The sequence below is a fragment of the Mesorhizobium sp. M1088 genome (assembly GCF_040318575.1).
GTDB lineage: Bacteria > Pseudomonadota > Alphaproteobacteria > Rhizobiales > Rhizobiaceae > Mesorhizobium.
Genome location: NZ_JAMYMO010000006.1, coordinates 246,638 through 268,631, shown reverse-complemented (window position 1 = coordinate 268,631; position 21,994 = coordinate 246,638). Strand labels below are relative to the sequence as shown.

The window sequence follows — 21,994 nt, the reverse complement described above, 5'->3', positions numbered from 1 at the left end:
CAAATTGGTTCCGCTTTTTATTCCGTGTCCCGCCCGCTTACCTCGTTCGCAAGTCTATTGGGCGACTTGCGATACGGCTGACATCAGCTCCTGCGGGCTTGGCGCCCCAAACATGTATCGCCCACCCTCTGGAACCTCCGTGAAGCTCCAGCGGACGATCCCCTGCCGGTCCAGCAGGAACTGACCGACCAATTGTCCGTGTCCCGTTGCTAGCATCTGCTCGTCGGCTTCGGTCAGCTCGTAATGGTCCCTCTTGTTGAGCATTTCACTGGCCGCAAGAGGATCCATAGGACCGGGCAACTCGCCTGGTATGTCGACCCGCATATCCTTTGCCGCTGCCATCGAGACCTTGTACGGCCAGTTCGTCTCGTTTTGGGTGAATTCGAGATTGGGCAGTCCAAAAGCACGATGTGAAGCGCGTTCAGGATCGGAGGCCGCAAGCAGATTCGGCATCGGATGGTAGCGGAAATAGAGACGCGCCCGTTCGATCGGCGTGTTGACCACCGTCAGGCTCTCCACGCCCCTTTCGCGCAGCTCCGGATCAAGCCGCGCCTGGGCGGCGATATGGCGCCGGCAAAACGCGCAATGCAGACCTCGAAACAGGCCGACCAGCACCGGTTTTTGGCCGCGAAAATCGTCAAGCGCGATCTTGCCTTCCTGGGTAATGGCGTCGAGTACCACGTTTGGCGCACGGTCGCCCGGTTGAAGCGGCACCAAGTCACTACGCGCGGACATTTCCAACCTCCACCCCGGCTAGTCGAGAAAAGGCAGCACCACAAGCGCTTCCGGGTCGAGCCCGTGCTGGGCGCATATACCCTGCGCCAGGGAAAAGTAGCGTTCGGCCTCGGCCAGATTGTCGAGATCGAGATTAAGCGTTGCGAGACCATCATAACACGGAAACAGCAGTTGGGGTTCGCCCGTTTCGCGAGCTACGTCCAGTGCTTCGTGGAACAACCCAACCGCCAGGTCCGGGCGGCCGTTGCACTGGTGGATTTGCCCAAGCACGATCAAAGGCACCGGCAGGTGCTCGCGCTGGTCGAGCGCACGGTCGATCTCAATGGCCTTCTCGGCAGCGGGTACGCCCTCCGTTGGACAGCGATCCGTGAAAGTACAACAAGCGACCGCCAGATTGGCGAGGAGGCGCGCCTGGAAACCCAAATCACCAATACGGCGCGCCACTTCAAGACCGCGCCGACAGACCTCCATTGCCTTTGCGGGATCGATGGTCGTGTAAAGCACGCCGAGATTGGTGTAGCCGCGGCAGGCCGCGCCCAGCAGACCGGCGGCTTCGGCCAATTCAATGCTACGCTCAACCTGACGCACGGCCTCACGGTTTCGCCCAAGGCGAGCCAGCGCGACAGCCTTGGTATTGAGTGCCTCGGCGGTCACAAGAGTGGCATCACACCTTACCTCGGAGACATGCTCCGTTGTCAGTGTGCCTACGCAATCCAGCGCCGCGTCTGCCCATTTTGCCGCGAGAGCGTGATCTCCGCTACGGAACGCCTGTCGGCCACGTTCTTGCCACAGATGCGCCTGCTCGATCGGGGCATCCGCTCCATCGAGGAGCGCTGCCGCCTCGGCATAGCGGGGTTCTGCCTTGTCCCGCTTGCCGACATCCCAGAGTAGCCGACCGATCTTACGCAAAACTCGCGCCGAGGCGACGCGATTGGCTGACTCGCGGTATGCCTGCAACACCGTCTCGTAGTGGTGGTGCGCGATCTCACGGCGGCCTGCCGGGCCGCTCAAATCGGCAATGCGCTCTGCAATTGCCAGTTTGAGTGGTGTTTGCCCGATCGCGCCCAACGCAGTCAGTGCTCGCTCGTAGAAACGAAGGGCGTCGTCGTTGGCATATATCATGCGAGCGCGATCGCCTGCCGCCTGCAGGTAATGCGCGCCCTTCTCCCGCTCGGCGCTCTGTGCAAAATGATGACCCAGCACGGTCAAATCCTCGAGCCGTTCCGGCTCGTCGCCGCACAGTTGCTCCAAGGCAGCACCGATCCGCCCGTGGATTTCGGTCCGGCGTTGCAGGAGCAGATTCTGGTAGATCACGTCCTGCAGCAATGTTTGCGTAAAGCGGTAGCTTTGAGACGAGACCGAGCCTGATCCGGCAACTTCCTCGATGATTTCCGCATCGCAAAGCAGTTCGCAGCCGGCTTCGAGCCGGCCGGGGTCGGCTGTCACGGTTTTCAGAAGTGTGGCATCGAAGCGCGGGCCGATTACCGCGGCCTCCTGGGCCAACCGGCGCACCTCTTGGGGCAGCCGGTCGACGCGGGCAAGCAACATTGCCTGGATAGTGGCGGGGATGCCGGTTGCGACTTCGCCTGCCACAGTCCGCCATCGCTGGCCCTCTCGCACCAGTACACCGCGATCGATAAGGCCGCGAACGATTTCCTCTACAAAAAGGGGGTTGCCGCCCGCGCGCTCGAGGATCTGGTCGAGAAGCCCTCCCGCGGAGCTTACCCAGCTCTCGCCGAAAAGCGCTGCCAGCAGGCTGCGTCCGTCATCATTGTTGAGTGGCGGAAGCCTGAGCGCTGTGTGACTGACCCGACTTGAGTCGAGCTGGTCGTTGTCCGGCGCCGGACGATGCGTGACCAGCAACATCAACCGCGTGCGTTCCAACCTGTCCATCACGAAACGTAGTGCCTCGAGCGACACGGCGTCGGCCCAGTGCAGGTCTTCGACGACAATCAATAGCGGCGACAACGCAAGCCGCCGTTCGATGATTGTGCGGACTGCGTAGAGAATTTGCCGCCGCAGCTGCTCGGGCTCGACATGCTGCAAGGTGGCATCGGGGTCGCCAAGGCCAAGCACATGGTAGAGCAAAGGCATCAGCCGCTTCGCCTCCTCGCCCTGCAGGCCGAGATCGGCAAGCAAGCCTGCGAGCTTCCCCCGCATTTCGTCCCCATTGTCGTTTTGCATCATCCCGGCAGCGCTGCGCACCACTGCGCCCAAGGCGCCAAAAGATTGTTCACCCAGCGGTGAGCACGTGGCCTGCCGCACGGCGACGTTGCGAAAACGCTCGTCGTCGCCGACGCGGGCGACGAACTCACTCACCAGCCGCGATTTCCCGATGCCGGCTTCTCCGACGAGGCGGACAAGTTGGGCCGAGCCGCCGCACGCCTGGTCAAGGCTCGCCATCATTCTATTGAGCTCCGCCCCACGACCTATTAGCGGCGCACTGAGGCCGAGCGCCTCGAGCCCGCGCGCTGCACGCGGCACCGCTAGCGGTGCGTCCAGTCGATGAACGAGCACGCTGCCAGCCTTGCCGCGAAACACGACATCACCCAGCGACTCGTAAGAGAAGGCATGCCGGGTCAGCCTGTGAGTGAGCTCGCCTACCAGCACCTCACCCGGTGCGGCCAGCGATTGCAGGCGTTGCGCCGTATTCACTGTGTCGCCGGTCACGGAATAGGATCTGGCGGCGCCGATGCCCAACCCGCCAGTAACGACCGGACCAGTGTTTATGCCGATGTGGAGTAACAGAGGCGAGCCGGAGTGGGGGGTGCTTTCGCCGAGCCGCGCCGTCCGGGCGATCATGTCGAGAGCGGCACGAAGCGCGCGTTCCGGATCGTCCTCATGCGCGACCGGCGCACCGAACAAAGCGAGCAGCGCATCGCCGATGAATTTGTCGACGAACCCACCAAAGTTTCGCACGGCCGCCGTCAATTCCTTGAACAGTTTGTTCTGCAGCGCTTGCATGACCTCGGGGTCGAGCTGCTCGCTGAGCGTCGTAAAGCCGCAAAGGTCGGCGAACAGGACCGTTACCGTCCGGCGATCGGCGTCAGAGACGGGATGCAGCCCTTCTTCGCTTTCGATGTTCGGAAGCAGCGACGGAGTTCGAGAAGGCGACACAATGGTCCGGCTTGGTGCCGGAGCAGGCCGTTCGACGGCTTTTGCGGGCGCACCGACGCTTGCCCCGCATTTCGGACAGAACTCGAAATCAGGTGCGCAGGTGTAGCCGCAACTGGCGCATGGCGCGGGCTGGCGCCTGCCACACCTCGGACAGAAGGCGTAACCGCCCTCAATCTCGAAACCGCAGCCTGAGCAGTCCATCGAACAAGACCTCACTAGTGGCCGTGACGGCGTGATCTCGCTCGCACTTCACGGCCAGGCTATTCACAAGGATGCACCGATAGCCGTCGACGGGCAAGCGGCAGCGGGCGATCCGTGTGGGTCCGGTGGCAGAGCGCTACCCATGACCTCTGATGCAACGGCTGGCTCGCAAGCGCTGTCACCGACGTCTCGCGCGCGTTTCTGGCCGCCAGCTACGGTCATCTGGGCCGCTTCGCCGAGGCCCGCGCGCCATGGCAGGAGGTGCTTCGCGTCAATCGCGACTATTCGCTGGATACCGCTACAAAGTCTTGGTCTGCCACAAGAACCGGTCGATTTCGAACACGTGGTGGATGGGCTCCGCAAGGGCGGTGTGGTGCAATGACAGGTGAGGCCTGTGCGGCGGGGTCAGACGCCAGAGGCTCGCCGATGGATCGCCGTCGCTTGCGGTTGCGAATTAGGCTCAGGTCGGCTTGATCTCTGCCTGGCCGATCTTGCGCCATCTGGCGTTTTCGCGAACCAGTTTCAGGTCGTCGGTCGTCTCGGCAAATGTCCTCAATCGGTATTGCCGGAGCAGGTCCGGGAAGAGCGCTCCTTCCGGCAGGACGGCAAGCTGCTCGCGGACTGAGATCTTTTCATCGATGACCCGCATGCCCCAGGCATTTTCCCGAACCTGCAGTTCCGCGGCCAGATCGCGCTCTTCCGGCACGTTTTCGTCCAGCACGGCCAGAAGGATCGAGTGGAAAAGCGCTACATAGCCAATCTGTCTCAGGCCGCCCACGACCCGCACGCGCGGCAATATGGCAAGGACGAGGAACGTCAGGAACAAGTTCGGCAGCAGCACGCCGTCCAGCAGCGCCTGCCTGAGATACGGCCGCTCGAACGGGATGGAAAGACCTTGCGGCCTGTCGGGCTCGATCAGGTGCCCGTTCTCGAGAACGAGCTTGCGCACGCGCTCCTCGCGGATGCCCCAGAAATAGTCCGTGGCATTGGGCAGGAATCTGCCAAATGGGCTCGATGCGGCCTCTTGCCAGGCATGTTCGAGACGCTGGCGTCTTGCGGGTTCAATCAGCAGCCTGGAAAGAAGGCTGCCGTCATATTCTAGATGCCGCGCCATGGCAGCCGCGGCGACCCGATCATCGACGAAAACCGGCAGGGCCATGCCGGCACGATCCCAATTGGCGACCAGATCCTCATTCAGTTCAGTCAGCGCATCGGCGGCGGTTTCAAACACCTTGTCCCGGCTGGCAAGCAGTGTGCCCAGCCAGCGGCTGGCATCCGTTTCATCGCCCACCGCTTCGAGCGCGCGCTTGTTGATGGAGACGGGACCGGCCACGCAGGCGCTTTTGCGGCACAGTTTGTGGCGCCCCATGCCAAACAGGTTGACCTTGTCGTCGCCGACATCGAGCCATCCCGGCCCCTCCCGGCCAACTGTCTCCATGGTCATCGTCGTTCCCATGAAGCCGACGAAGGCCGACAGCCCGTTTTCGACCGCGCCGAGCCAGGCAAGCAGAAGGGCATCGAAGGTGATCCGGTCCATCAGAAGCAAGCAGTGCAGGCCGGACTGAATCACCGGTCTGTGCTCGAACTCGTCGAGGGCTTTGCCGATCTCCTCAGGCTGCATGATCCTACCGAGGCGCTGATGCAGGACTTCGCGCAGGATCGAGCGGGCAGCGATCGCCGGGCCCGATGCAGGCCTTGCCACCGGCCGCCACAGATGGCGGGCGTAATCGGAAACCGGTGCATTCCAGTTCTGCTCGATGTCGCGCACGACCTCCGGGCAGAGCAGCGACAGCACAGCCAGAATTTCCCGCGGAGGGGTAGGGGTTGGATCAAAGACGGCGGTCATTGGTCCCGTCTAGCCGCTTGCGGTGTAAACGCCAAGCGAGACCAGACTTGCTGGATGCGGCCGGCCCACATAGATCGTCAATTCGATCAAGGTGGTGTGAGACGAAATGACCGTATCCTACGCAGTTCTCCTTGAGCAATCCCCTGTTCGCTGCCTCGGCACGAATTGTCAGATTGGCCAAACAGCTAAGGCAAACAGCGGATCTTAGAACCGCAGCCGGGCCATGCTCAGGAGGTCGTGGTACTGCCCGTCGGTAAAGCCGGCCTTCACATGCCGGCCTTCGATCTCAAAGCCGTGGCTCTTATAGAGACGGAGGGCCGCTTCGTTGTCGGCATAGACGGTCAATTCGACTCGCTTCAGGGCGCGCCAGTTGTCGGCCACGTCAAGCAGCGCGCCAAGTATGGCAGAGCCGATACCTTTGCCGACAAAGGCATCGTCAAGGCCGATATTGATCTCGCCGATGTGCGAACGGCGCGGTGAACCTTGCACGACCAGGCTGCCATGGCCGACGACCTTGCCGTCCAGCTCGGCAACGATCCAGGTGGTTTCCGGGCCGGACTTGGCAATGCGCCGCGCCACCTGCTCCACCATCTCGAAAGGCATCCTGAGCGTGCCCCAGCGGAAGCCCGGCATGTTGAAGATAGCGCAAAGCGCCTCCGCATCGCTTGACCGGACGGACCGCAGCAGCGGCTGGATTTTCTCGGCGGGTGGCGAGGTCGTGCTGGTCATGGCGTTCCCGGCGAAGGCAATCGGCCCGGTACGATGCACCGGACGCCACCTGAAAATCCAGCCGTCTCTGACCTATGATACCGATTGCGGGCTAAAAATACCGGGAGGCAGCGTAGAGTTTGAACACGCCGCTGATGCCTATCCAGCCGAAAAGGGCGAGCCAGCACAATGTCCCGGTCGCCGTCCAGTCGATCCGGTGCACCGCAGCGTCGGTGATGACGACGCCGAGGATGGCAAGCAGGCCAACCAGAAACTGCGCCAACCCGAGCACCAGCAGTTCCTCGCGCGGCGCGCTTCTCCAGACGAGATATATACCGCCCGCACCGGCGAGGAAGATGGCGCTGTAGACCTGAGCGTGGAAGGCATCGATCGGCCATGGCCAGATGCCACTGAATGTCAGGGGAAACAGCAACAGGCCGACGCCATAGAGCCCAAGGATCGCGGATTCCGCCGGCATGTAGCCGCGCCATGCGAGATTTAAGGTCACGCCTTTTGCGGAAGGACGGGCCCTGGCCCGCCACAGGAACAGCCCGGATAGCGCGGCCGAAGCAAGATAGACCAAAAACCACAGCCAAGGCGCTTTGCGCTCGAAGTTGAAATAGCCGAGATTGATGAACGAAGCCACCGACACGATGACGGTGAAGATGAAGGCCATGACGAGCACGAGCCTGCCGGGCGACCAGCGATTCCAGACCAGCAGTGCCGCCATCACGACCATTTCGGCGGTGTAGAAGCCACCGAGGAAGCGCGCATTGAACGGCGTGACGGCCCAAGGCCAGCCCGGTTTCACCAGCGCAGGCATGAAAAACAGGCCGGCGCCTACGATCAGGACGACGATGACCCCCGCAGAAAAAAGGCGCAGGACCGCGGGAAATGGCGGATTGTCTGATGTCGGCATGGAAGAAAATCCCAAAGATGAATGCTCCATGGACCATCATAGTGCTGCTTGCGGCCGGTTAAAATCCGCCGAATGGAAATTGAACGGTCACCAGGCTTATCCATTCGAATGGCCGTACGGTCCGTTTCGAAGTAAGATGGAACACTCGGACCAAAGATCGGTCCGGTCAAAACGCCTCGAGGTGCATTTTCCGGAGCCTGCACGATGAACGAAGCTCAGGATCTATTCTCACTTCTGCGACAATCGGCCGATGTCGATCCGCAGGCGATTGACGCGATGAAGCGAACCATCGCGGAGGGCGAGGACCGCGAACTTTGCCGCATCAATGCGCCAGCCTTCGCCAGCAAGCATGACCTCGACGAGGAGCGCGCAATAGGCGCCTTTCTCCATGCGGCGCGGGTGGGCATCTTCGACATTTCCTGGAATGTTCTGTGCCCCGGCTGCGGCGGTGTGCTCGACACCAACGCCACGCTGAAAACCCTGCAAAAGGACGAATACACCTGCGCGCTGTGCTCCGAGGGCTATTCACCGACTCTCGACGAGATGGTCGAGGTGACATTCACCGTCAGTCCCCGCGTGCGCAGGATTGCCGCACACAATCCACACGAACTGCCGGTGGCGGAATATTTCCGCCAGATCTACTGGGCGTCTGGCGTCGATCTGCCGGAAGAGGATTTCGTGAAAAAGCTGGAAGCGTTCTCGCTGGAGGATATCGAGCTTGCGCCCGGTGAAAAGGCGGTTCTGACCATACAGCTTCCGTCTGAATTCATCATCGTCTTCGAGCCGGTCACCCATTCAGCGCAGTTCATCGACGGGAAGGGCGAACCAACAAAGGAGCGCCGGAGCCTCTCTTTGGCCTTCGACCGCGACCATGTCCAGAACCAGACGCTGGAGATGCAACCCGGCCCGTTGCGCATTTCGCTGGAAAACCGGACCGACACCCGCGTGCTGCCGACAGTCTTCATCGCCGGCCAGACATTGCATGATTTCCTGGGCAAACGCCGGCCCTTCCTGACCGCCAAGCGCCTGCTCACCAACCAGACGTTCCGCGATCTCTATCGCACGGATACACTCGACATCAACCAGCGCCTGAAGATCACCAGCCTGACGTTCCTGTTCACCGACCTGCGCGGATCGACCGAGCTTTACGAGCGGGTGGGCGACCTTTCAGCCTTCGATCTCGTGCGCGAGCATTTCCAGGTTCTGCACGAGATCGTCACGGCGGAGGCAGGCGCGGTGGTGAAGACGATCGGTGATGCGGTGATGGCGACCTTCGCGACGCCTGATCGTGCGATTGCTGCAGCCCTCAGGATGCGCGATGCCATGCGTACGCTCAACGACAAGAGCGGCCGCGAGGATTTGCTGCTCAAGATCGGAGTCCATGCCGGCCCCTGCATCGCCGTGTCGATGAATGAGCGACAGGACTATTTCGGCCAGACGGTCAACATTGCTTCGCGGGTGCAGAACCTTGCCAACGCACAGGCGATCTTCGCCACTAGAGCGGTGGTCGACGACAATCTCACCGCCGATCTCTTACATAGGAACGCGCTGACGCCCGTGCCCCACGAGGTCTCGCTGCGCGGCATTGACCGGGAGATAGCAGTATACACGATCCCCTGAAGGCTTGGCCCCTGAAGAGTTGGCTCGTCCCGGCCCCTCACACGCGCCTACAGATAAAATAACGATCGGCGGCAATCGAAGGTGGCGGCGAGAGGCGTTGCAACTGCGGGTGATCGAGCGGCGTGCCGCTGACCGCGATGCCGCCGACGCGAAGCAGGCGCGCGGTCAGATCGGGAAGCCAGGTAGAGGTCACTGCATCGCGATCTTCATAGCCGGTGCCGATGTCGGCATGAACAAGAGCGGCGTCGATGCCAATGAACCTGCTCGCCGTCTCGCGTATTTCGCCGAGCACGAGGTTTTCAGCTTCGGGAATTGAGCTGGCGTGTGCGGCAAGTGCGCGATCGAACGCTACGATCCGGCGTCCGGGCAGGCGCTCGCGCAGATGGTGGAACGTCCGGCCATTGCCGAGGCCGAGCTCGAGCACGGGGCCCTCCATCTTCGCAACCTCGGCGCAGACATGATCGAGTATGTCGCGCTGTGCGGTCATCCTCCGGATGAAACTGTCAAGGCGACTCATGTGCGATTGTATGTCCAGAACCAGTTCACGAAATCAACTGCCCCCGACCAGAGCGTTTCGCGGCTGAAACCCAGGCCGACGAGCTAAACCCCGATCGAGTCTTGCCGCGTGTAGAGGCGAACGATGAACACTGCAACAAGCGAACAGGCTGCCGACAAGGATCATACCGGGTGGAATCGGCGGCGCAGCGCGCGGCGGAACAGCGATGTCATTTGTAGGGGTCCGCGGCGTCCCGCAACCCGTCGCCCAGGAAGTTGAACGCCAAGATGACGAGAACGACGGGGAGCATCGGCAAAAGCAGCCATGGATAGAACGCGATCACGCTGACGCTGCGCGCCTCGGTGAGCAGGATGCCCCAGCTGGTTATCGGTGCCCTCAGGCCGAGCCCGAGGAAGCTCAGCGCCGTCTCGCCCAGGATCATGCCGGGTATGGAGATCGTCGCCGTCGCGATCAGATGCGACATGAAGCCAGGAATGAGATGCCGCCCGATGATGCGGCTGCTTCTGGCGCCCATCAATTGCGCGGCCAGAACGTAATCCTCCTCGCGCAAGGCTAGAAGCTTCGAACGCACGGCCCGCGCCAGTCCGGTCCAGTCGAGCAGCCCGAGGATGACGGTGATGCCGAAATAGATCAGGATCGGACTCCAGGTTATCGGCATGATCGCCGCCAGAGCCAGCCATAGCGGAATGCTGGGGATCGATTGCAGAACTTCGATTATCCGTTGGACGATCAGGTCGAAGATACCGCCGTGATAGCCGGCCAGTCCGCCGATGACAATGCCGAGCAGGAAGCTGAAACTGATGCCGACGAGGCCGATTGTCAGTGAAATGCGGGCGCCATAGATGATGCGCGAGAGCACATCGCGCCCCAGCCTGTCAGTGCCGGCCAGAAAGAGCTGGCCGTTTTCGGCGGGGCAGACAAAATGCCTGTCACCTTCGATCAGGCCCCAGAACCGGTACTTATCGCCCTTGCAGAAGAAACGGATCCGCTGAACATCATCCTGTTTCTCGATGTAGTTCCGCTTGAGCGTGTCCATATCCAGCGTCATCTGGCGGCCATAGACGAACGGCCCGACGAACTCGCCGTTGTGGAACAGGTGCACCCGCTGCGGCGGCGAATAGATGTAGTCCATGTTGCGCGTGTGCAGATCGTAGGGCGCCAGGAACTCGCAGATCAGTATCCCGAAATAAAGCGCTGCCAGGAATATGCCGGATACAAGGGCAAGCCGGTGCCGACGGAATTTCCACCACATCAGCCGCAACTGCGACGCCTGAAAGACCTTCTCCTGCTCCGGCGTCATCGCCTCGACCGACTGCAGGTCAAAGGGCTCGATGGAAACGTAGTGTTGCAGTGGGGCACCCGGAGCGGGCAGCGGCGATTGCGTGTTCATTTGGTGCTGCCGCCTTGCAAACGAATTCGCGGATCAAGTAGCGCCAGCGCTAGGTCGGAAATCAGGACGCCGATGACCGTCAGGAAGGCGAGGAACATCAGGAACGACCCTGCGAGATACATGTCCTGGCTTTGCAGCGCCTTGATCAGCATCGGCCCGGTCGTTTCCAAAGACAGCACGATCGCCGTGATTTCGGCACCGGAGATGATGGCCGGCAGGATAGAGCCGATATCCGAAATGAAGAAATTGAGCGCCATGCGCAGCGGATATTTGACCAGCGCCCTGAAGGGATGAAGGCCTTTGGCGTGCGCGGTCACGACATATTGCTTATGTAGCTCATCGAGCAGATTGGCGCGCAGCCGCCGGATCATGCTTGCCGTGCCCCCGGTGCCGATGATCAAGACCGGAATCCAGAGATGGGCGAGGATCGATTTCGCCTTGGCCCAGCTCATCGGCTCGCCGAGATATTGCTGGTCCATGAGATGGCCGATAGACGTTCCGAACCAGATGTTGGCGAAATACATCAGGATCAGCGCCAGCATGAAGTTCGGAATCGCAAGGCCGAGAAGGCCGAAGAAAGTCAGGCCGTAGTCGCCCCAGCTGTATTGATGCGTGGCGGAGTACATGCCGATCGGAAAGGCGATGAGCCAGGTAAAGATGATCGTGACGAAGGAAACCAGCACCGTCAGCCACATTCGGTCCCCGACGACGTCGCGAACCGGCAGCTCATATTCGAAGGAATAGCCGAAATCGCCGTGCAGCATCCCGCCGACCCAGTAGAAGTAGCGAATGACCGGTGGCTTGTCGAAACCATATTCCTTGCGCATCATCTCGATGCGATCGGAATCCACCGCTTCGCCCTGAGCCCGAAGCTCGGCAACATAGCTGTCGAAATAGTCGCCTGGGGGAAGTTCGATGATCGTGAACACCAGTGCCGATATGACCAGCAGCGTTGGAACCATCACGGCGATACGCCAGACAAAATATCGAAGCACGCTCAGGACTCTCCAAGCCAGAATGTATCCGGCATATAGACACCGAAATAGGCGGTCGGGTCGTAGCCGTAGAGCGCCTTGTCAGGCAGATTGCGCAGCCGCGAGGATGCCAGAATCGGCTGATGCGTTCCGTTTACCGTGCCGATCGAAAACACCTGATCGGTATAGATCGACAGCATTGAATTCCAGATCTCGGCCCGCTCCGTGGCTTCGGTCGATGCGTTCCAGCGCTTGAGTAAAGCCATCAACTCGACCACGGGCGGAAGATCGGGCGCTTCGCCGACCTTGCCACGGGACAAGTAGTGAGCACCCCAGAGCGGCCATTGCAGCTGGTCATCGACGGTGGGGGCGAGTTGGTAGGGGTTCATGTCGGCGGTCGGCACGCCATTGTCGATGCCCGACCACATCGACATCATGATCTGGCCACCAAGCGCGCGGCTGCGGAAGATGTCGCGCTGCGAAGTCCGGATGAACAGGGCGATGCCGATCTTGCGCCAGTGATCGGTGATGAGCTCGAGCGCGTCGGTTTCCAGCGTGCTTTCGCCGGCCGTTTCCACTACGAGCTGCGCGGGGCGTCCGTCGGGGAGTATCCGCAGGCCGTCATCGTCACGCGCCTGAAGCCCGACCTCGTCGAGCAGGGCATTGGCCTGGTCGGGATCATGGGCGACCCAGGCTTTCGCGAATTCCGGCCGGTAGAGCGGGCTCTCCGGCAGGACCGTATCGGCACTTTCCTGCGCCAATCCGTAGAACACAGCCAAATTGATCTCGCGCCTGTCCACAGCGAGCGAAAGTGCGCGGCGCACGCGCACGTCACGAAAAAGGCCACGCCACACCTGGTCGGCACAATTCAGATTGGGCAGCAGCGCCAGCCGCGAACCTTGTGTGCGTTTCCAGAGATGCATCTTCACCGGGTAGCGCTTCTCCGCATCCTTCAGGAAGGAGTAATCGGTGAAGTCAATTCCCATGCCTTGCAGGTCGCTCTCGCCCGCACCGGTCTTGGCGGAAATGATCGCCGACGAGCTGACATTCATGACAATCCGGTCGACATAAGGCAGTTGCCGGCCATTCTCGTCTATTCGATGAAAGAACGGGTTCCGCTCGAAGACGAACTGCTCAGCCGGCGGCTTGGTCCGGTTCTGCCAGGGATCGAGCGTCGGCAGTTCCGGGTTCTCCGGGCGATACTGCCGCGACATGCGGATATGCAAGAGCGTCCATTTCTGGGCCCGGTTCTCCTTCATTAGGCCGGCGAGCCGGAATGGATCCTGGTATTTCTTGTGGAACTGCTTGAGATAGGCGGCCGGCAGAACAAGCGATAGGGGCGAAGCAGCGGCGAGCTTGGGCAGGAAGTCGGGATTGGGCGCATCCCAACTATAGCGGACCGTCAACGGATCGACGATCTCGAAGCGTGGCGGCTTGCCGTCCGCCAGCAGGGCCGGGGCGAGCCCGCCTTGCGAAAGCTCATCGTTAAGCCAGACATCTTCCCAGCAATAGCGAAAATCCTCCGACGTCAGCAGGCTACCGTCAGACCATTTATGTCCTTCTCGTATCTTGAAAGTGAAGACACGATCATCCGCTACATCGAAACTTTCGAGAATGTCGGCTTGCAGGTTAAGCTTTTCGTCATAGCCGACCAGGCGAGCGTACCCGTAGATTGTCATCATCCGGATGTCTTTCTGGCTGCCGATGATCGTGCGCAGCGTGCCGCCATATTGGCCGGGCTGCCGGCCCATCGCGGCGAGATTCAACGCGCGAGGGCGCTTGGGCAGGCGTTCGGCGAGTGCCGGCAGCGCTCTGGCCTTCAGCTGCGGCTCAAGAAATTCCGGCTCCAGATCGCCTGCGCGCAACGTGCCCGGCAGAAATGCCGAAGCCATGAGTCCAAGGACGGTGCGCCGGCTGATCAATGGCGTAGCTCGCTGAAATCGGCCGAACGTCGGGCCAGCACGAGGTGGCCGCCGCCAAGATCGAGCGGCGACAGCATATCCTCGTCGCCCTCGTCGCGGAATTGCGGTCCCCATGCGCTGGTGTCGGAAGCGCCGCTGAGTTTCAGCGTCTTGAAATCCATCGGCCTGTCGAGATCGGGGAAAGGTACTGCGGCGACCAATGAGCGCGTGTAGGGGTGGACCGGTTTCCTAAGCAGAATTTCGCGCGGCGCGAGCTCGACGATACGCCCGCCGCACATCACCGCGATACGATCTGCCATGTAGTCCACCACCGCGAGGTTGTGGGATATGAACAGGTAGGTCAGGCCCAGTTCCTTCTGCAGGTCCTTCAGAAGGTTCAGGATCTGCGCCTGGACAGAGACATCGAGTGCCGAAACCGGCTCGTCGCAGATCAGGAGTTCAGGCCCCAGCGCCAACGCGCGCGCGATGCCGATACGCTGACGCTGCCCGCCGGAGAAACTATGCGGATAACGCTTTATGAAGCGCGGGTCGAGCCCGATTGCCTGCATCAGGCTCTTGACCGTGGCGAGTCGGGACGCGGCATTGCCACGTCGATGGATTTCCAGCGGCTCGCTCAAAATGTTCTCCACCGTCATGCGGGGTGAAAGCGACGAAACCGGATCCTGGAATACCATCTGGATTTTCGCGCGCAGCATGCGCAGGGCGTCTCCCTCGGCTTCCAAGACGTCGATCGGACCATCGCGGCCATTGAAGATCACAGAGCCGCCGGTAGGGGTGACAGCCCGCATGAGGATCTTGCTGACGGTGGTTTTGCCGGAGCCGCTTTCGCCGACAAGACCCAGGCACTCACCCCGCCTGATATCAAAGCTCACGCCGTCCACGGCGCGAACAGAGGTTTGATGATCTCCGCCGAACCATCCGGACTTGCGGATCGTGAAGGTCTTTGTCAGATCGCTGACCGATAGCAGGAGGTCGTTCGGCCCCTTCGATGCCGGCGCCGTCTGCTTGCCGAGCAGGTTCCCGACATTCACCGGCACCTCGCGGAGCGCCTTTAGCCTTTCGCCGGGCTTCAGGTCGAAATGCGGAACGGCTGCCATCAGGCCCTTCAGGTAAGGGTGGCCCGGCCGGCGGAATATCGCCTCCACGGGTCCCGCTTCCATGATCTCGCCATGGTACATGACCACCACCTCGTCGGCGACATTGGCGACTACGCCAAGGTCGTGCGTGATCAGCAGCATCGCCATGTTCAGCTTCGTCTGAAGCTCGCGCAGCAATTGCAGGATTTGCGCCTGGATGGTCACGTCCAACGCCGTCGTCGGCTCGTCGGCGATCAACAGGGCGGGCCGGCAGATAAGCGCCATGGCGATCATGGCGCGTTGACGCAATCCTCCCGAAAGTTCAAAGGGATACATGTCATAGGCGCGCTTGGGGTTGGGAAAGCCGACAAGGCCGAGCATTTCCTCGGTCCGCGCCTTGCGCTCCACCCGGGCCATGGGCGTATGAATCTGCAGGGATTCGCTGACCTGGTTGCCGATCGTATGCAGCGGCGACAGCGATGTCATCGGCTCCTGAAATATCTTGCCGATGCGGCTGCCTCTCAACGCCCGGATTTCGGTTCCGTCACGCGGCATCTGCAGGATATCCTGCGTCGTACCGGGCTTTTTTGGATCGGAAAACAGGATACGGCCGCGAACATGGGCTGTGTTCGGCAAAATGCCCATCACTGCCTGGCTGAGAACCGATTTTCCGGAACCGGACTCGCCCACAAGCGCGGTAACCTTGCCGGGCAGGACGCGAAGATTTGCACGCCTGACAGCATGCAACGGTCCCCCTATAATGGCAAAAGAGATGCCAACATCCTCGATCCGCAGCAGATCAACGCCCAAATTCATTCTCACACCAGCCCCCACTCTGGCACGTCCAGAAGGCGAGACTAACGCATTGCCAGCCTAGAGCAACTTGGATTCGAACAGTCGCCAGTTCTCTGGCGGAACCGGCGACCGGACTGCATACCAAACGCGTTCGGATCAGATCGTGGCGGTTACTGGAGCTTCCTCGGGTCGCCCGCGGACGGCCGCGCGGCATTGCGATGAAGCAGCATGACCTGCTCGGCGTCCGATATGCGGTCGTAAATCGGCTCCAGCGCACCATCTTCGTCGAGCGACAGAGCACCCGACAAATCGGGTGAAAGCACCGTTAGCTTCTGCCTGATGCCCGCCAGTTCCTCCATGCCGAGCGCCAGCCAGTTGTTGGCGCCGCAATAGCTGGCGAAGTCTTTGCTGGCGAGAACGCTGTGCGGATATTTCTTGGTCAGGGTCTGGAGGCGCTGGACCTCGTTTACGGCCGAGCCGAAGACAGAGAATGTGAGCCGGTCGGTAAGCCCGACATTGCCGAACATCACATTGCCGACATGCAGCCCGATACCATAGTTTATGTCGCTCAATCCCTGCTGCTTTCTGCGCAGATTAAGATCCATCATGCGCGCGGTGGCCTTGTGCGCTGCTGCAAGAGCAGCCTGGCAGGCGATCTCGGACTGTGAACGGTGCCTTGCGCAAGGGTAGACGGCAATGAAGCCATCACCTATGAAACTCATGATCTGCCCACCCTTGCGATTGAAAGGTGCAGCAGCGGCGTCGAAAAACTGGTTCAGCGTATCGATATAGACTTCGCGGCCGGAGGTTTCGGCAAGTCTTGACGACCCGCGCATGTCGCCCATGACCAGTGCCGCCCGGATTGTATCACCCTCGCCGCGCTTGATCTGGCCTTCGAGCACGCGCCTGCCGGCGTCGCCGCCGAGATAAGTGGTCATCATGTTGTCGGCAAGCTTGGTGAGCACCGCCATCTTGGTTGCGATAGCGAGATGGTTCTGGATACGCAGCAGCGCCGAAATCATGCTGTCGCTGAAGCCTGCAGCACTGTCGGTGGACCAAGACCCGATCATGCCCTGACTGGTGTTGCCGCTGAAGGGATGGACAAAAGCCATGTAATCGGTGACGCCCATCAGCTTGAGGTCATCGAAAACAGGAAATTCCGACGGCACCGACGGGTCGAGCCGGCGCCGCAGATGGTCGAGCTTGTGGCTGAGCAGATGGTAGTATGGGCTGGTCAGGAATCTGTCGGAATGAACGCCGTTCTCCTTGCGGAAGCCTTCCACTTCCAGGCCCTGGCCGCGGAGCCAGGTGAAGCCGAGCGCGTCATAAAGCGGATGAAGCATCGAAAAGCTCAAATGCACCCGCTTCAACGGCAGGCCGGCAGCAGCCAGCCGTTCACAAAAGCCCCTTACCAATGTTTCCAGGTCGTTGCCCGCCAACGCCGATTGGGTCAGCCAATCGGCAACCTTATCCATGAGAATGGCAGAAATTTCTGCTTGCGCTGTGCTCATGCTATCTCGAAATCTCCTTGATCCGCCACAAATTCGCCGGCTCGGACGCCGTCAGGCCTTCACCACCGTCTCTCGGGCTAGCCCGAGGCGGCCAAAAACATTGCGTGTGTCGACGATCAGTAGAGCGTGATCCGCGATCGCCTGATAGTCGATCGCGTCGTGGTCGGTTGCAACGACGACAGCGTCGAAATCCTTCAAGGCCACCTCGGTCAATTCGACCGAGCGACGCCCCTTTATCGCCATATGCTCCCGTGTGGCCGGGATTTCGGTAACATGCGGATCGTGGAATTCCGCCTTGCCGCCCCATTCCTCGATGAGTTCAATGAGCCGCAATGAGGGGCTTTCGCGGATGTCGGGCACATTCTTTTTATAGGCGAGCCCGATGATGAGAATGCGCGAGCGGCTGAGCGCCTTGCCGCGGCGCCGGTCCAGCGCCTTCGCCAGTTCATCGACCACATGACGCGGCATGGCCGTGTTGATCTCTGCCGCCAGCTCGATGAAGCGGGTCGGCAGTTCGTATTCGCGAGCCTTCCACGTCAGGTAAAAGGGATCGATCGGAACGCAGTGCCCGCCAAGTCCAGGGCCAGGATAGAAAGGCATGTAGCCGAAGGGCTTGGTCTTTGCCGCCTCGATCACCTCCCAGATGTCGATTCCCATCGCACCGAGCACGATCTTCAACTCGTTGACGAGGGCTATGTTGACCGAGCGGAAGATGTTTTCCGTCAGCTTGACCGCCTCGGCGGTCGCCGTGGTGGAAACCGGAACGACGGTCTTGACCACGCCATGGTAGAAAGCCTGCACGAGCGTCGCCGCTTCAATGCCGTCACCTGCCACGACCTTGGGGATCGTCGCGACTTCAAAGCTGCGGTTGCCGGGATCCTCGCGTTCGGGCGAGAAGCCGAGGAAGAAGTCTATCCTCGACTGCAAGCCCATTTTTTCCAGGATGGGCTTGATCACGTCGTCGGTGGTGCCGGGATAGGTGGTCGATTCCAGCACGATCAGCTGGCCGAGACGCAGATGCTTCGCGATGGTGCCTGCGGTGTTCCTGACAAAGGAGAGATCCGGCTCGCGGTGTTTCGTCAGTGGTGTCGGAACGCAGATGATGATGACATCGCAGACGGCCAGTTCGGCAAAATCCGCAGTGGCGCGGAACCGTCCGCTTGCCACCTGGCCGGCAAGAGCTGTCGACGTCACCGCCTCGATGTAGGATTGTCCGTTGTTCAGGCTCTCGACCTTTTGGGCTTCGATGTCGAAGCCGAAAACAGGGAAGCCGGCGCGTGCGATCGCAACCGCCAGCGGCAACCCGACATAGCCCAGTCCGATCACGCCGACTTGCGCGGCACGCGTCGAAATCCGGTTCAGAAGACGGTCATATGTCGATCGTGAGGCGTCCAAAAATCTGCTTCCCGTCAATTCGGACAGGCCGTCCGCTTCCATGGTGAGGCTCACCGCTCACAAGAGCCCCGAGGCATATTGCGGAAAATCGATGTCCGCAAGCGTCAGACCGGCACCTTCGCCTTAAGGCTTGCGGCAGCCATCGCATAGCCGCCGGCGGCGCCATCGATGAAATGAACGTGATCGCGCTGCAGCGGCGATGCGACGAGGCATGTCATCAAGGCCGATTTCTGGCGGTGCAGGCCATAGTTGCAGATGCCCGCCTCTTCCGCCTGTTTCAGCCGGTTCTCGATCCGTTGCAACACATCCGCGTCAACGTCGATGGTCATCTTCAAGCCATCGTCGAACTTCCGGAAATCCGAATTGCTGGCCACTTCGCGTTTGTAGATCTTCGGATCGAATCTGCCGATCGTCCAGCCAAATCTATCCGCAACAGCCGTAAGCGTCATCAGGAACACTATCCACAGCTTCGACAGCCACCGCCGTCCCGCCGGCGCCGTGGCCCGCGCCTCGATATCGAGGCCGGCGGGCAGCAAACTGTAGTCCGGCCCGTTCACCGGCACCGGGTGGCCATCGCGTTCCTGTCTGCCGGCAAGGGCGATGATGTCGGAAACCAGAAACTGAAAACCGCGCAAGTCGCGCGACGCCCCCGGTATGGCTATGATCGAGACGATTTCGCCATGCCGGGCTTCGATCGGGTTCCAGCGGCACGAGAGGCCGGTCAGGTCCGGCCGCGCGCCGGCCGGCGCAGGATCGATGCGGTAGCGCCCCGCTTTCATCTCGGCTTCCGCCCAACTGCCACCACCTCCGGCGAACATGGCATAGAAGACCGCATCGGAGGCCTGGAACCTCGCCACGCGAACGTCGAGTCCTTGCGCTCTTATATCCTTTATCGGCACGATTGCGGCACGCAAGGTCAGGTCCAGTTCGTCCGCCACCCATCTCTGGACAGCCGCCAGCGCGTTGCGGGTGATCTCCAGCGCCGAGCCGGGAAACGCCACGAGCGCACCGTCGCCGCCGAAGACAAAGGGAAGATCTTGCCTACCCAGCGCATTGAGCAGCGCCGAAATGACGCTGGCACCGGCCATATTGACGGTTTTATAGCGCCCCGCCTCGATCGCCTTGGTCGAGCCGACGATGTCTGCGGTGGCCAGCGCCCAGCCATCGGGGAGAGGCCGATAGTTATCGATATCGGCAACGCTTTCGAACTTTGCGAAGACCGGCAGAGAAGCAACAAACGGATCGGACGCGGCAGCTGTTTCCATGAGCATCAGATAGCACATTCCAGTGCTTGAGGGTGAAGTCGATCATGCTTCGAATTTGACTTGCGCAGGCTTTCCGATGATAGGGTCCGGCGATGCGAATTGCCTTCTATGCGCCGCTGAAGTCGCCCAATCATCCCGTTGCCTCCGGCGACCGCCAGATGGCACGGATGCTGGTCAAGGCACTGGAGCATGGAAGGCATAGCGTCGAATTGGCATCCGAATTGCGCTTTTATCTACGCGAACCGGATTCGAAAAGTTTCGATGCGCTCAAGATCGAGGCCCGGGAGGAAGCCGCGCGGCTGGCAAGGCTTTGGGATCGTGACGGCAAGCCCGATCTGTGGTTCACCTATCATCCCTATTACAAGGCACCCGACCTGATCGGGCCCGAACTGGCGTTGGCCTTTGGTGTCCCCTATGTGACAGCGGAAGCCTCCTATTCGAGGCGGCGCAACACCGGTTTGTGGGCCGATACGCAAGCGTTGGTGGCGCGAGCCGTCGAACAGGCGGCGCTGAACATCTGCTTCACGCAAAGGGATCGTCAGGGACTGGCAGATGCGGTACCCGACGCCGCTTTCGGCATGCTTTCGCCCTTCATCGACACATCGCTATTCCGGGAAACGCCGGCACGGGGTTGTCCGTCGCGCCTCGTTACGGTCGCCATGATGCGCCCGGGCGACAAAGTCGAAAGCTATGGCATGCTGGCGCAGGCGCTCGGTTCGATCGGTCACCTGCCCTGGACGATGTCGGTCGTCGGGGACGGACCTGCCCGCGAGGAGATCAAAGCGCAATTCGCCAGCTTGCCCGCCGACCGTATCGAATGGCTTGGCGCGATTGAGCCAGCCGCCGTGCCGGATGTCCTCTACAGTGGGGGAATTTACGTCTGGCCGGGTTTCGGCGAGGCCTATGGCGTTGCCTATCTTGAAGCACAGGCCGCCGGCCTTCCGGTTGTGGCTCAGGACATCGCCGGCGTGCCGGAGGTCGTGCGGGATGGCCAGGCCGGGTTTCTCACCCCGCCGGGCGATGTGGCGGCGTTCGCTTCTGCCATTGAAAGGCTTCTGGCCCGTAACGACGAAAGATCCATCATGGCCGCAGAAGCCAGACGTTTCGTCCTCGAAGAACGTTCTCTCGGTGCTGCGGCGGCGCGTCTGGCCGAACTTCTTGCGAAGATCCCGGTCTCATGACATCCGATCAGATCTGGCAACCCTTGGTGGAGGAACTGGCGAGCCGGCAACGGGCGGACCGTAAGGCAGAGTTCTGGCTGCGCGACGATGACGCCGTGGATCCGACGCCTGCGCTTGATCGGTTGCTCGACCTCACCGGTGAATTCGCGGTTCCGGTGACTCTGGCCGTCATTCCCGCCCTGACTGACGAGAAGCTTGTCGTTCGGCTTGACGAGGCGCCGCATGCCACAGTCGCCATCCATGGCTGGGCGCACCGAAATCATGCGCCCGAGGGCCAGAAGAAGCAGGAGCTCGGCGCGCATCGGCCACGCGAGGCGGTGCTCGATGATCTGGCTCGCGGGCTGGCGCACGTAACCGGCCTGCACGGCGCACGTGCCGTTCCGATGCTGGTGCCACCCTGGAACAGGATCGACGCCGGCTTGGTATCCGACCTTGGATCGATAGGATTTTCGGCATTGTCGGTCTACGGGCCGCCAACGCCGGCTTCACTTGCGGTCATCAACAGCAATGTCGACATCATGGATTGGCATGGCACGCGCGGGTGCCGCGATCATGGCCTGTTGGTTCAGGCTATCATCGCGCACTTGCAGCATGCATTCGATAGGGGCGAACCGGTGGGCCTGCTCACCCACCATCTCGTACATGATGAATCGGCCTGGCTCTTCCTCGAACGGCTGTTCACAGTCACCGCAAAGACTGAAGCCTGCGCATGGCTTCCGATCAGGACATTGATCGGGCGCAGCGCCGGTGGAACAATTCCAGGAAAGTGTGAACGGTTTCCGTCCGGAATTGCGTCAAGACAAAGAGATAGAGGAAAATAGC

The 21,994-nt window shown here is 61.0% G+C and carries 16 protein-coding genes and 1 pseudogene; 4 read left to right on the top strand and 13 right to left on the bottom strand.

Annotated elements, in window-relative coordinates:
* Positions 1-54 precede the first annotated feature (54 nt).
* A complete protein-coding gene (locus NKH49_RS10850; RefSeq protein WP_352470916.1) occupies positions 55-735 on the bottom strand; it encodes a peroxiredoxin-like family protein in 681 nt (226 codons plus the stop codon).
* Between the two features lie 18 nt (positions 736-753).
* Positions 754-4,053, bottom strand: a complete 3,300-nt coding sequence (locus NKH49_RS10845) for an adenylate/guanylate cyclase domain-containing protein (RefSeq protein WP_352614634.1) — start codon at positions 4,051-4,053, stop codon at positions 754-756.
* 177 nt (positions 4,054-4,230) lie between these two features.
* Here NKH49_RS10845 and NKH49_RS10840 point away from each other — a divergent pair.
* Positions 4,231-4,435 (top strand): annotated as a pseudogene (locus tag NKH49_RS10840) (adenylate/guanylate cyclase domain-containing protein); the annotation flags it as partial.
* Positions 4,436-4,513: 78 nt separating this feature from the next.
* Here the strand turns inward: NKH49_RS10840 and NKH49_RS10835 are convergent.
* The 3 genes from NKH49_RS10835 to NKH49_RS10825 all read right to left on the bottom strand — a co-directional run bounded on the left by NKH49_RS10835 (position 4,514) and on the right by NKH49_RS10825 (position 7,526).
* The gene (locus NKH49_RS10835) at positions 4,514-5,899 is read right to left on the bottom strand and encodes a hypothetical protein (RefSeq protein WP_352500817.1); all 1,386 of its coding nucleotides are present in this window, start codon (positions 5,897-5,899) and stop codon (positions 4,514-4,516) included.
* Between the two features lie 204 nt (positions 5,900-6,103).
* Positions 6,104-6,628, bottom strand: coding sequence for a GNAT family N-acetyltransferase (locus NKH49_RS10830; RefSeq protein WP_352470882.1), 525 nt, complete (start codon positions 6,626-6,628; stop codon positions 6,104-6,106).
* 91 nt (positions 6,629-6,719) lie between these two features.
* A complete protein-coding gene (locus NKH49_RS10825) occupies positions 6,720-7,526 on the bottom strand; it encodes a hypothetical protein (RefSeq protein ID WP_352614637.1) in 807 nt (268 codons plus the stop codon).
* Positions 7,527-7,730: 204 nt separating this feature from the next.
* Here NKH49_RS10825 and NKH49_RS10820 point away from each other — a divergent pair, with 204 nt between their 5' ends.
* Positions 7,731-9,146, top strand: a complete 1,416-nt coding sequence (locus NKH49_RS10820; protein ID WP_352614639.1) for an adenylate/guanylate cyclase domain-containing protein — start codon at positions 7,731-7,733, stop codon at positions 9,144-9,146.
* Between the two features lie 37 nt (positions 9,147-9,183).
* On the opposite strand, the gene NKH49_RS10815 is transcribed toward NKH49_RS10820, so the two are convergent.
* The 8 genes from NKH49_RS10815 to NKH49_RS10780 form a co-directional block, all read right to left on the bottom strand.
* Positions 9,184-9,663: a class I SAM-dependent methyltransferase gene (locus NKH49_RS10815; protein WP_352541938.1), complete on the bottom strand. Its 480-nt coding sequence runs from the start codon at positions 9,661-9,663 to the stop codon at positions 9,184-9,186.
* A gap of 208 nt (positions 9,664-9,871) precedes the next feature.
* Positions 9,872-11,053: an ABC transporter permease gene (locus tag NKH49_RS10810; protein ID WP_352614641.1), complete on the bottom strand. Its 1,182-nt coding sequence runs from the start codon at positions 11,051-11,053 to the stop codon at positions 9,872-9,874.
* Positions 11,050-12,048, bottom strand: a complete 999-nt coding sequence (locus tag NKH49_RS10805) for an ABC transporter permease (protein ID WP_023675966.1) — start codon at positions 12,046-12,048, stop codon at positions 11,050-11,052. The genes NKH49_RS10810 and NKH49_RS10805 overlap by 4 nt, the downstream gene beginning before the upstream one ends.
* Positions 12,049-12,050: 2 nt before the next feature.
* Positions 12,051-13,949 (bottom strand): ABC transporter substrate-binding protein, encoded by a 1,899-nt coding sequence (locus NKH49_RS10800; RefSeq protein WP_023675965.1) that lies wholly within the window; start codon positions 13,947-13,949, stop codon positions 12,051-12,053.
* A complete protein-coding gene (locus NKH49_RS10795) occupies positions 13,946-15,841 on the bottom strand; it encodes an ABC transporter ATP-binding protein (RefSeq protein WP_352614644.1) in 1,896 nt (631 codons plus the stop codon). Before NKH49_RS10795 ends, NKH49_RS10800 begins: the two co-directional genes overlap by 4 nt.
* Positions 15,842-15,990: 149 nt before the next feature.
* The gene (locus NKH49_RS10790; protein ID WP_352470889.1) at positions 15,991-17,331 is read right to left on the bottom strand and encodes an adenylate/guanylate cyclase domain-containing protein; all 1,341 of its coding nucleotides are present in this window, start codon (positions 17,329-17,331) and stop codon (positions 15,991-15,993) included.
* Positions 17,332-17,382: 51 nt separating this feature from the next.
* Positions 17,383-18,726 carry a nucleotide sugar dehydrogenase gene (locus tag NKH49_RS10785; RefSeq protein ID WP_352614646.1) on the bottom strand — a complete coding sequence of 448 codons (1,344 nt, stop codon included), beginning with the start codon at positions 18,724-18,726 and terminating at the stop codon, positions 17,383-17,385.
* A 104-nt stretch (positions 18,727-18,830) separates the two neighbouring features.
* Positions 18,831-20,009 carry a DUF3095 domain-containing protein gene (locus NKH49_RS10780; RefSeq protein WP_352614647.1) on the bottom strand — a complete coding sequence of 393 codons (1,179 nt, stop codon included), beginning with the start codon at positions 20,007-20,009 and terminating at the stop codon, positions 18,831-18,833.
* A 74-nt stretch (positions 20,010-20,083) separates the two neighbouring features.
* Here NKH49_RS10780 and NKH49_RS10775 point away from each other — a divergent pair, with 74 nt between their 5' ends.
* Entirely contained in the window at positions 20,084-21,172 is a 1,089-nt protein-coding gene (locus tag NKH49_RS10775) for a glycosyltransferase family 4 protein (RefSeq protein ID WP_352614649.1), read from the top strand.
* On the top strand, positions 21,169-21,993 hold the full coding sequence (locus tag NKH49_RS10770; protein WP_352614651.1) for a polysaccharide deacetylase family protein: 825 nt from the start codon (positions 21,169-21,171) through the stop codon (positions 21,991-21,993). Before NKH49_RS10775 ends, NKH49_RS10770 begins: the two co-directional genes overlap by 4 nt.
* Position 21,994: the final 1 nt, after the last annotated feature.

Bases quoted from the DNA above. Each gene is read 5' to 3' on its own strand.
- NKH49_RS10835 (WP_352500817.1), bottom strand. From the start codon at position 5,899: ATGACCGCCGTCTTTGATCCAACCCCTACCCCTCCGCGGGAAATTCTG.
- NKH49_RS10780 (WP_352614647.1), bottom strand. From the start codon at position 20,009: ATGTGCTATCTGATGCTCATGGAAACAGCTGCCGCGTCCGATCCGTTT.
- NKH49_RS10850 (WP_352470916.1), bottom strand. From the start codon at position 735: ATGTCCGCGCGTAGTGACTTGGTGCCGCTTCAACCGGGCGACCGTGCG.
- NKH49_RS10790 (WP_352470889.1), bottom strand. From the start codon at position 17,331: ATGAGCACAGCGCAAGCAGAAATTTCTGCCATTCTCATGGATAAGGTT.
- NKH49_RS10795 (WP_352614644.1), bottom strand. From the start codon at position 15,841: ATGAATTTGGGCGTTGATCTGCTGCGGATCGAGGATGTTGGCATCTCT.
- NKH49_RS10845 (WP_352614634.1), bottom strand. From the start codon at position 4,053: ATGGACTGCTCAGGCTGCGGTTTCGAGATTGAGGGCGGTTACGCCTTC.
- NKH49_RS10770 (WP_352614651.1), top strand. From the start codon at position 21,169: ATGACATCCGATCAGATCTGGCAACCCTTGGTGGAGGAACTGGCGAGC.
- NKH49_RS10820 (WP_352614639.1), top strand. From the start codon at position 7,731: ATGAACGAAGCTCAGGATCTATTCTCACTTCTGCGACAATCGGCCGAT.
- NKH49_RS10810 (WP_352614641.1), bottom strand. From the start codon at position 11,053: ATGAACACGCAATCGCCGCTGCCCGCTCCGGGTGCCCCACTGCAACAC.
- NKH49_RS10825 (WP_352614637.1), bottom strand. From the start codon at position 7,526: ATGCCGACATCAGACAATCCGCCATTTCCCGCGGTCCTGCGCCTTTTT.
- NKH49_RS10830 (WP_352470882.1), bottom strand. From the start codon at position 6,628: ATGACCAGCACGACCTCGCCACCCGCCGAGAAAATCCAGCCGCTGCTG.
- NKH49_RS10815 (WP_352541938.1), bottom strand. From the start codon at position 9,663: ATGAGTCGCCTTGACAGTTTCATCCGGAGGATGACCGCACAGCGCGAC.
- NKH49_RS10775 (WP_352614649.1), top strand. From the start codon at position 20,084: ATGCGAATTGCCTTCTATGCGCCGCTGAAGTCGCCCAATCATCCCGTT.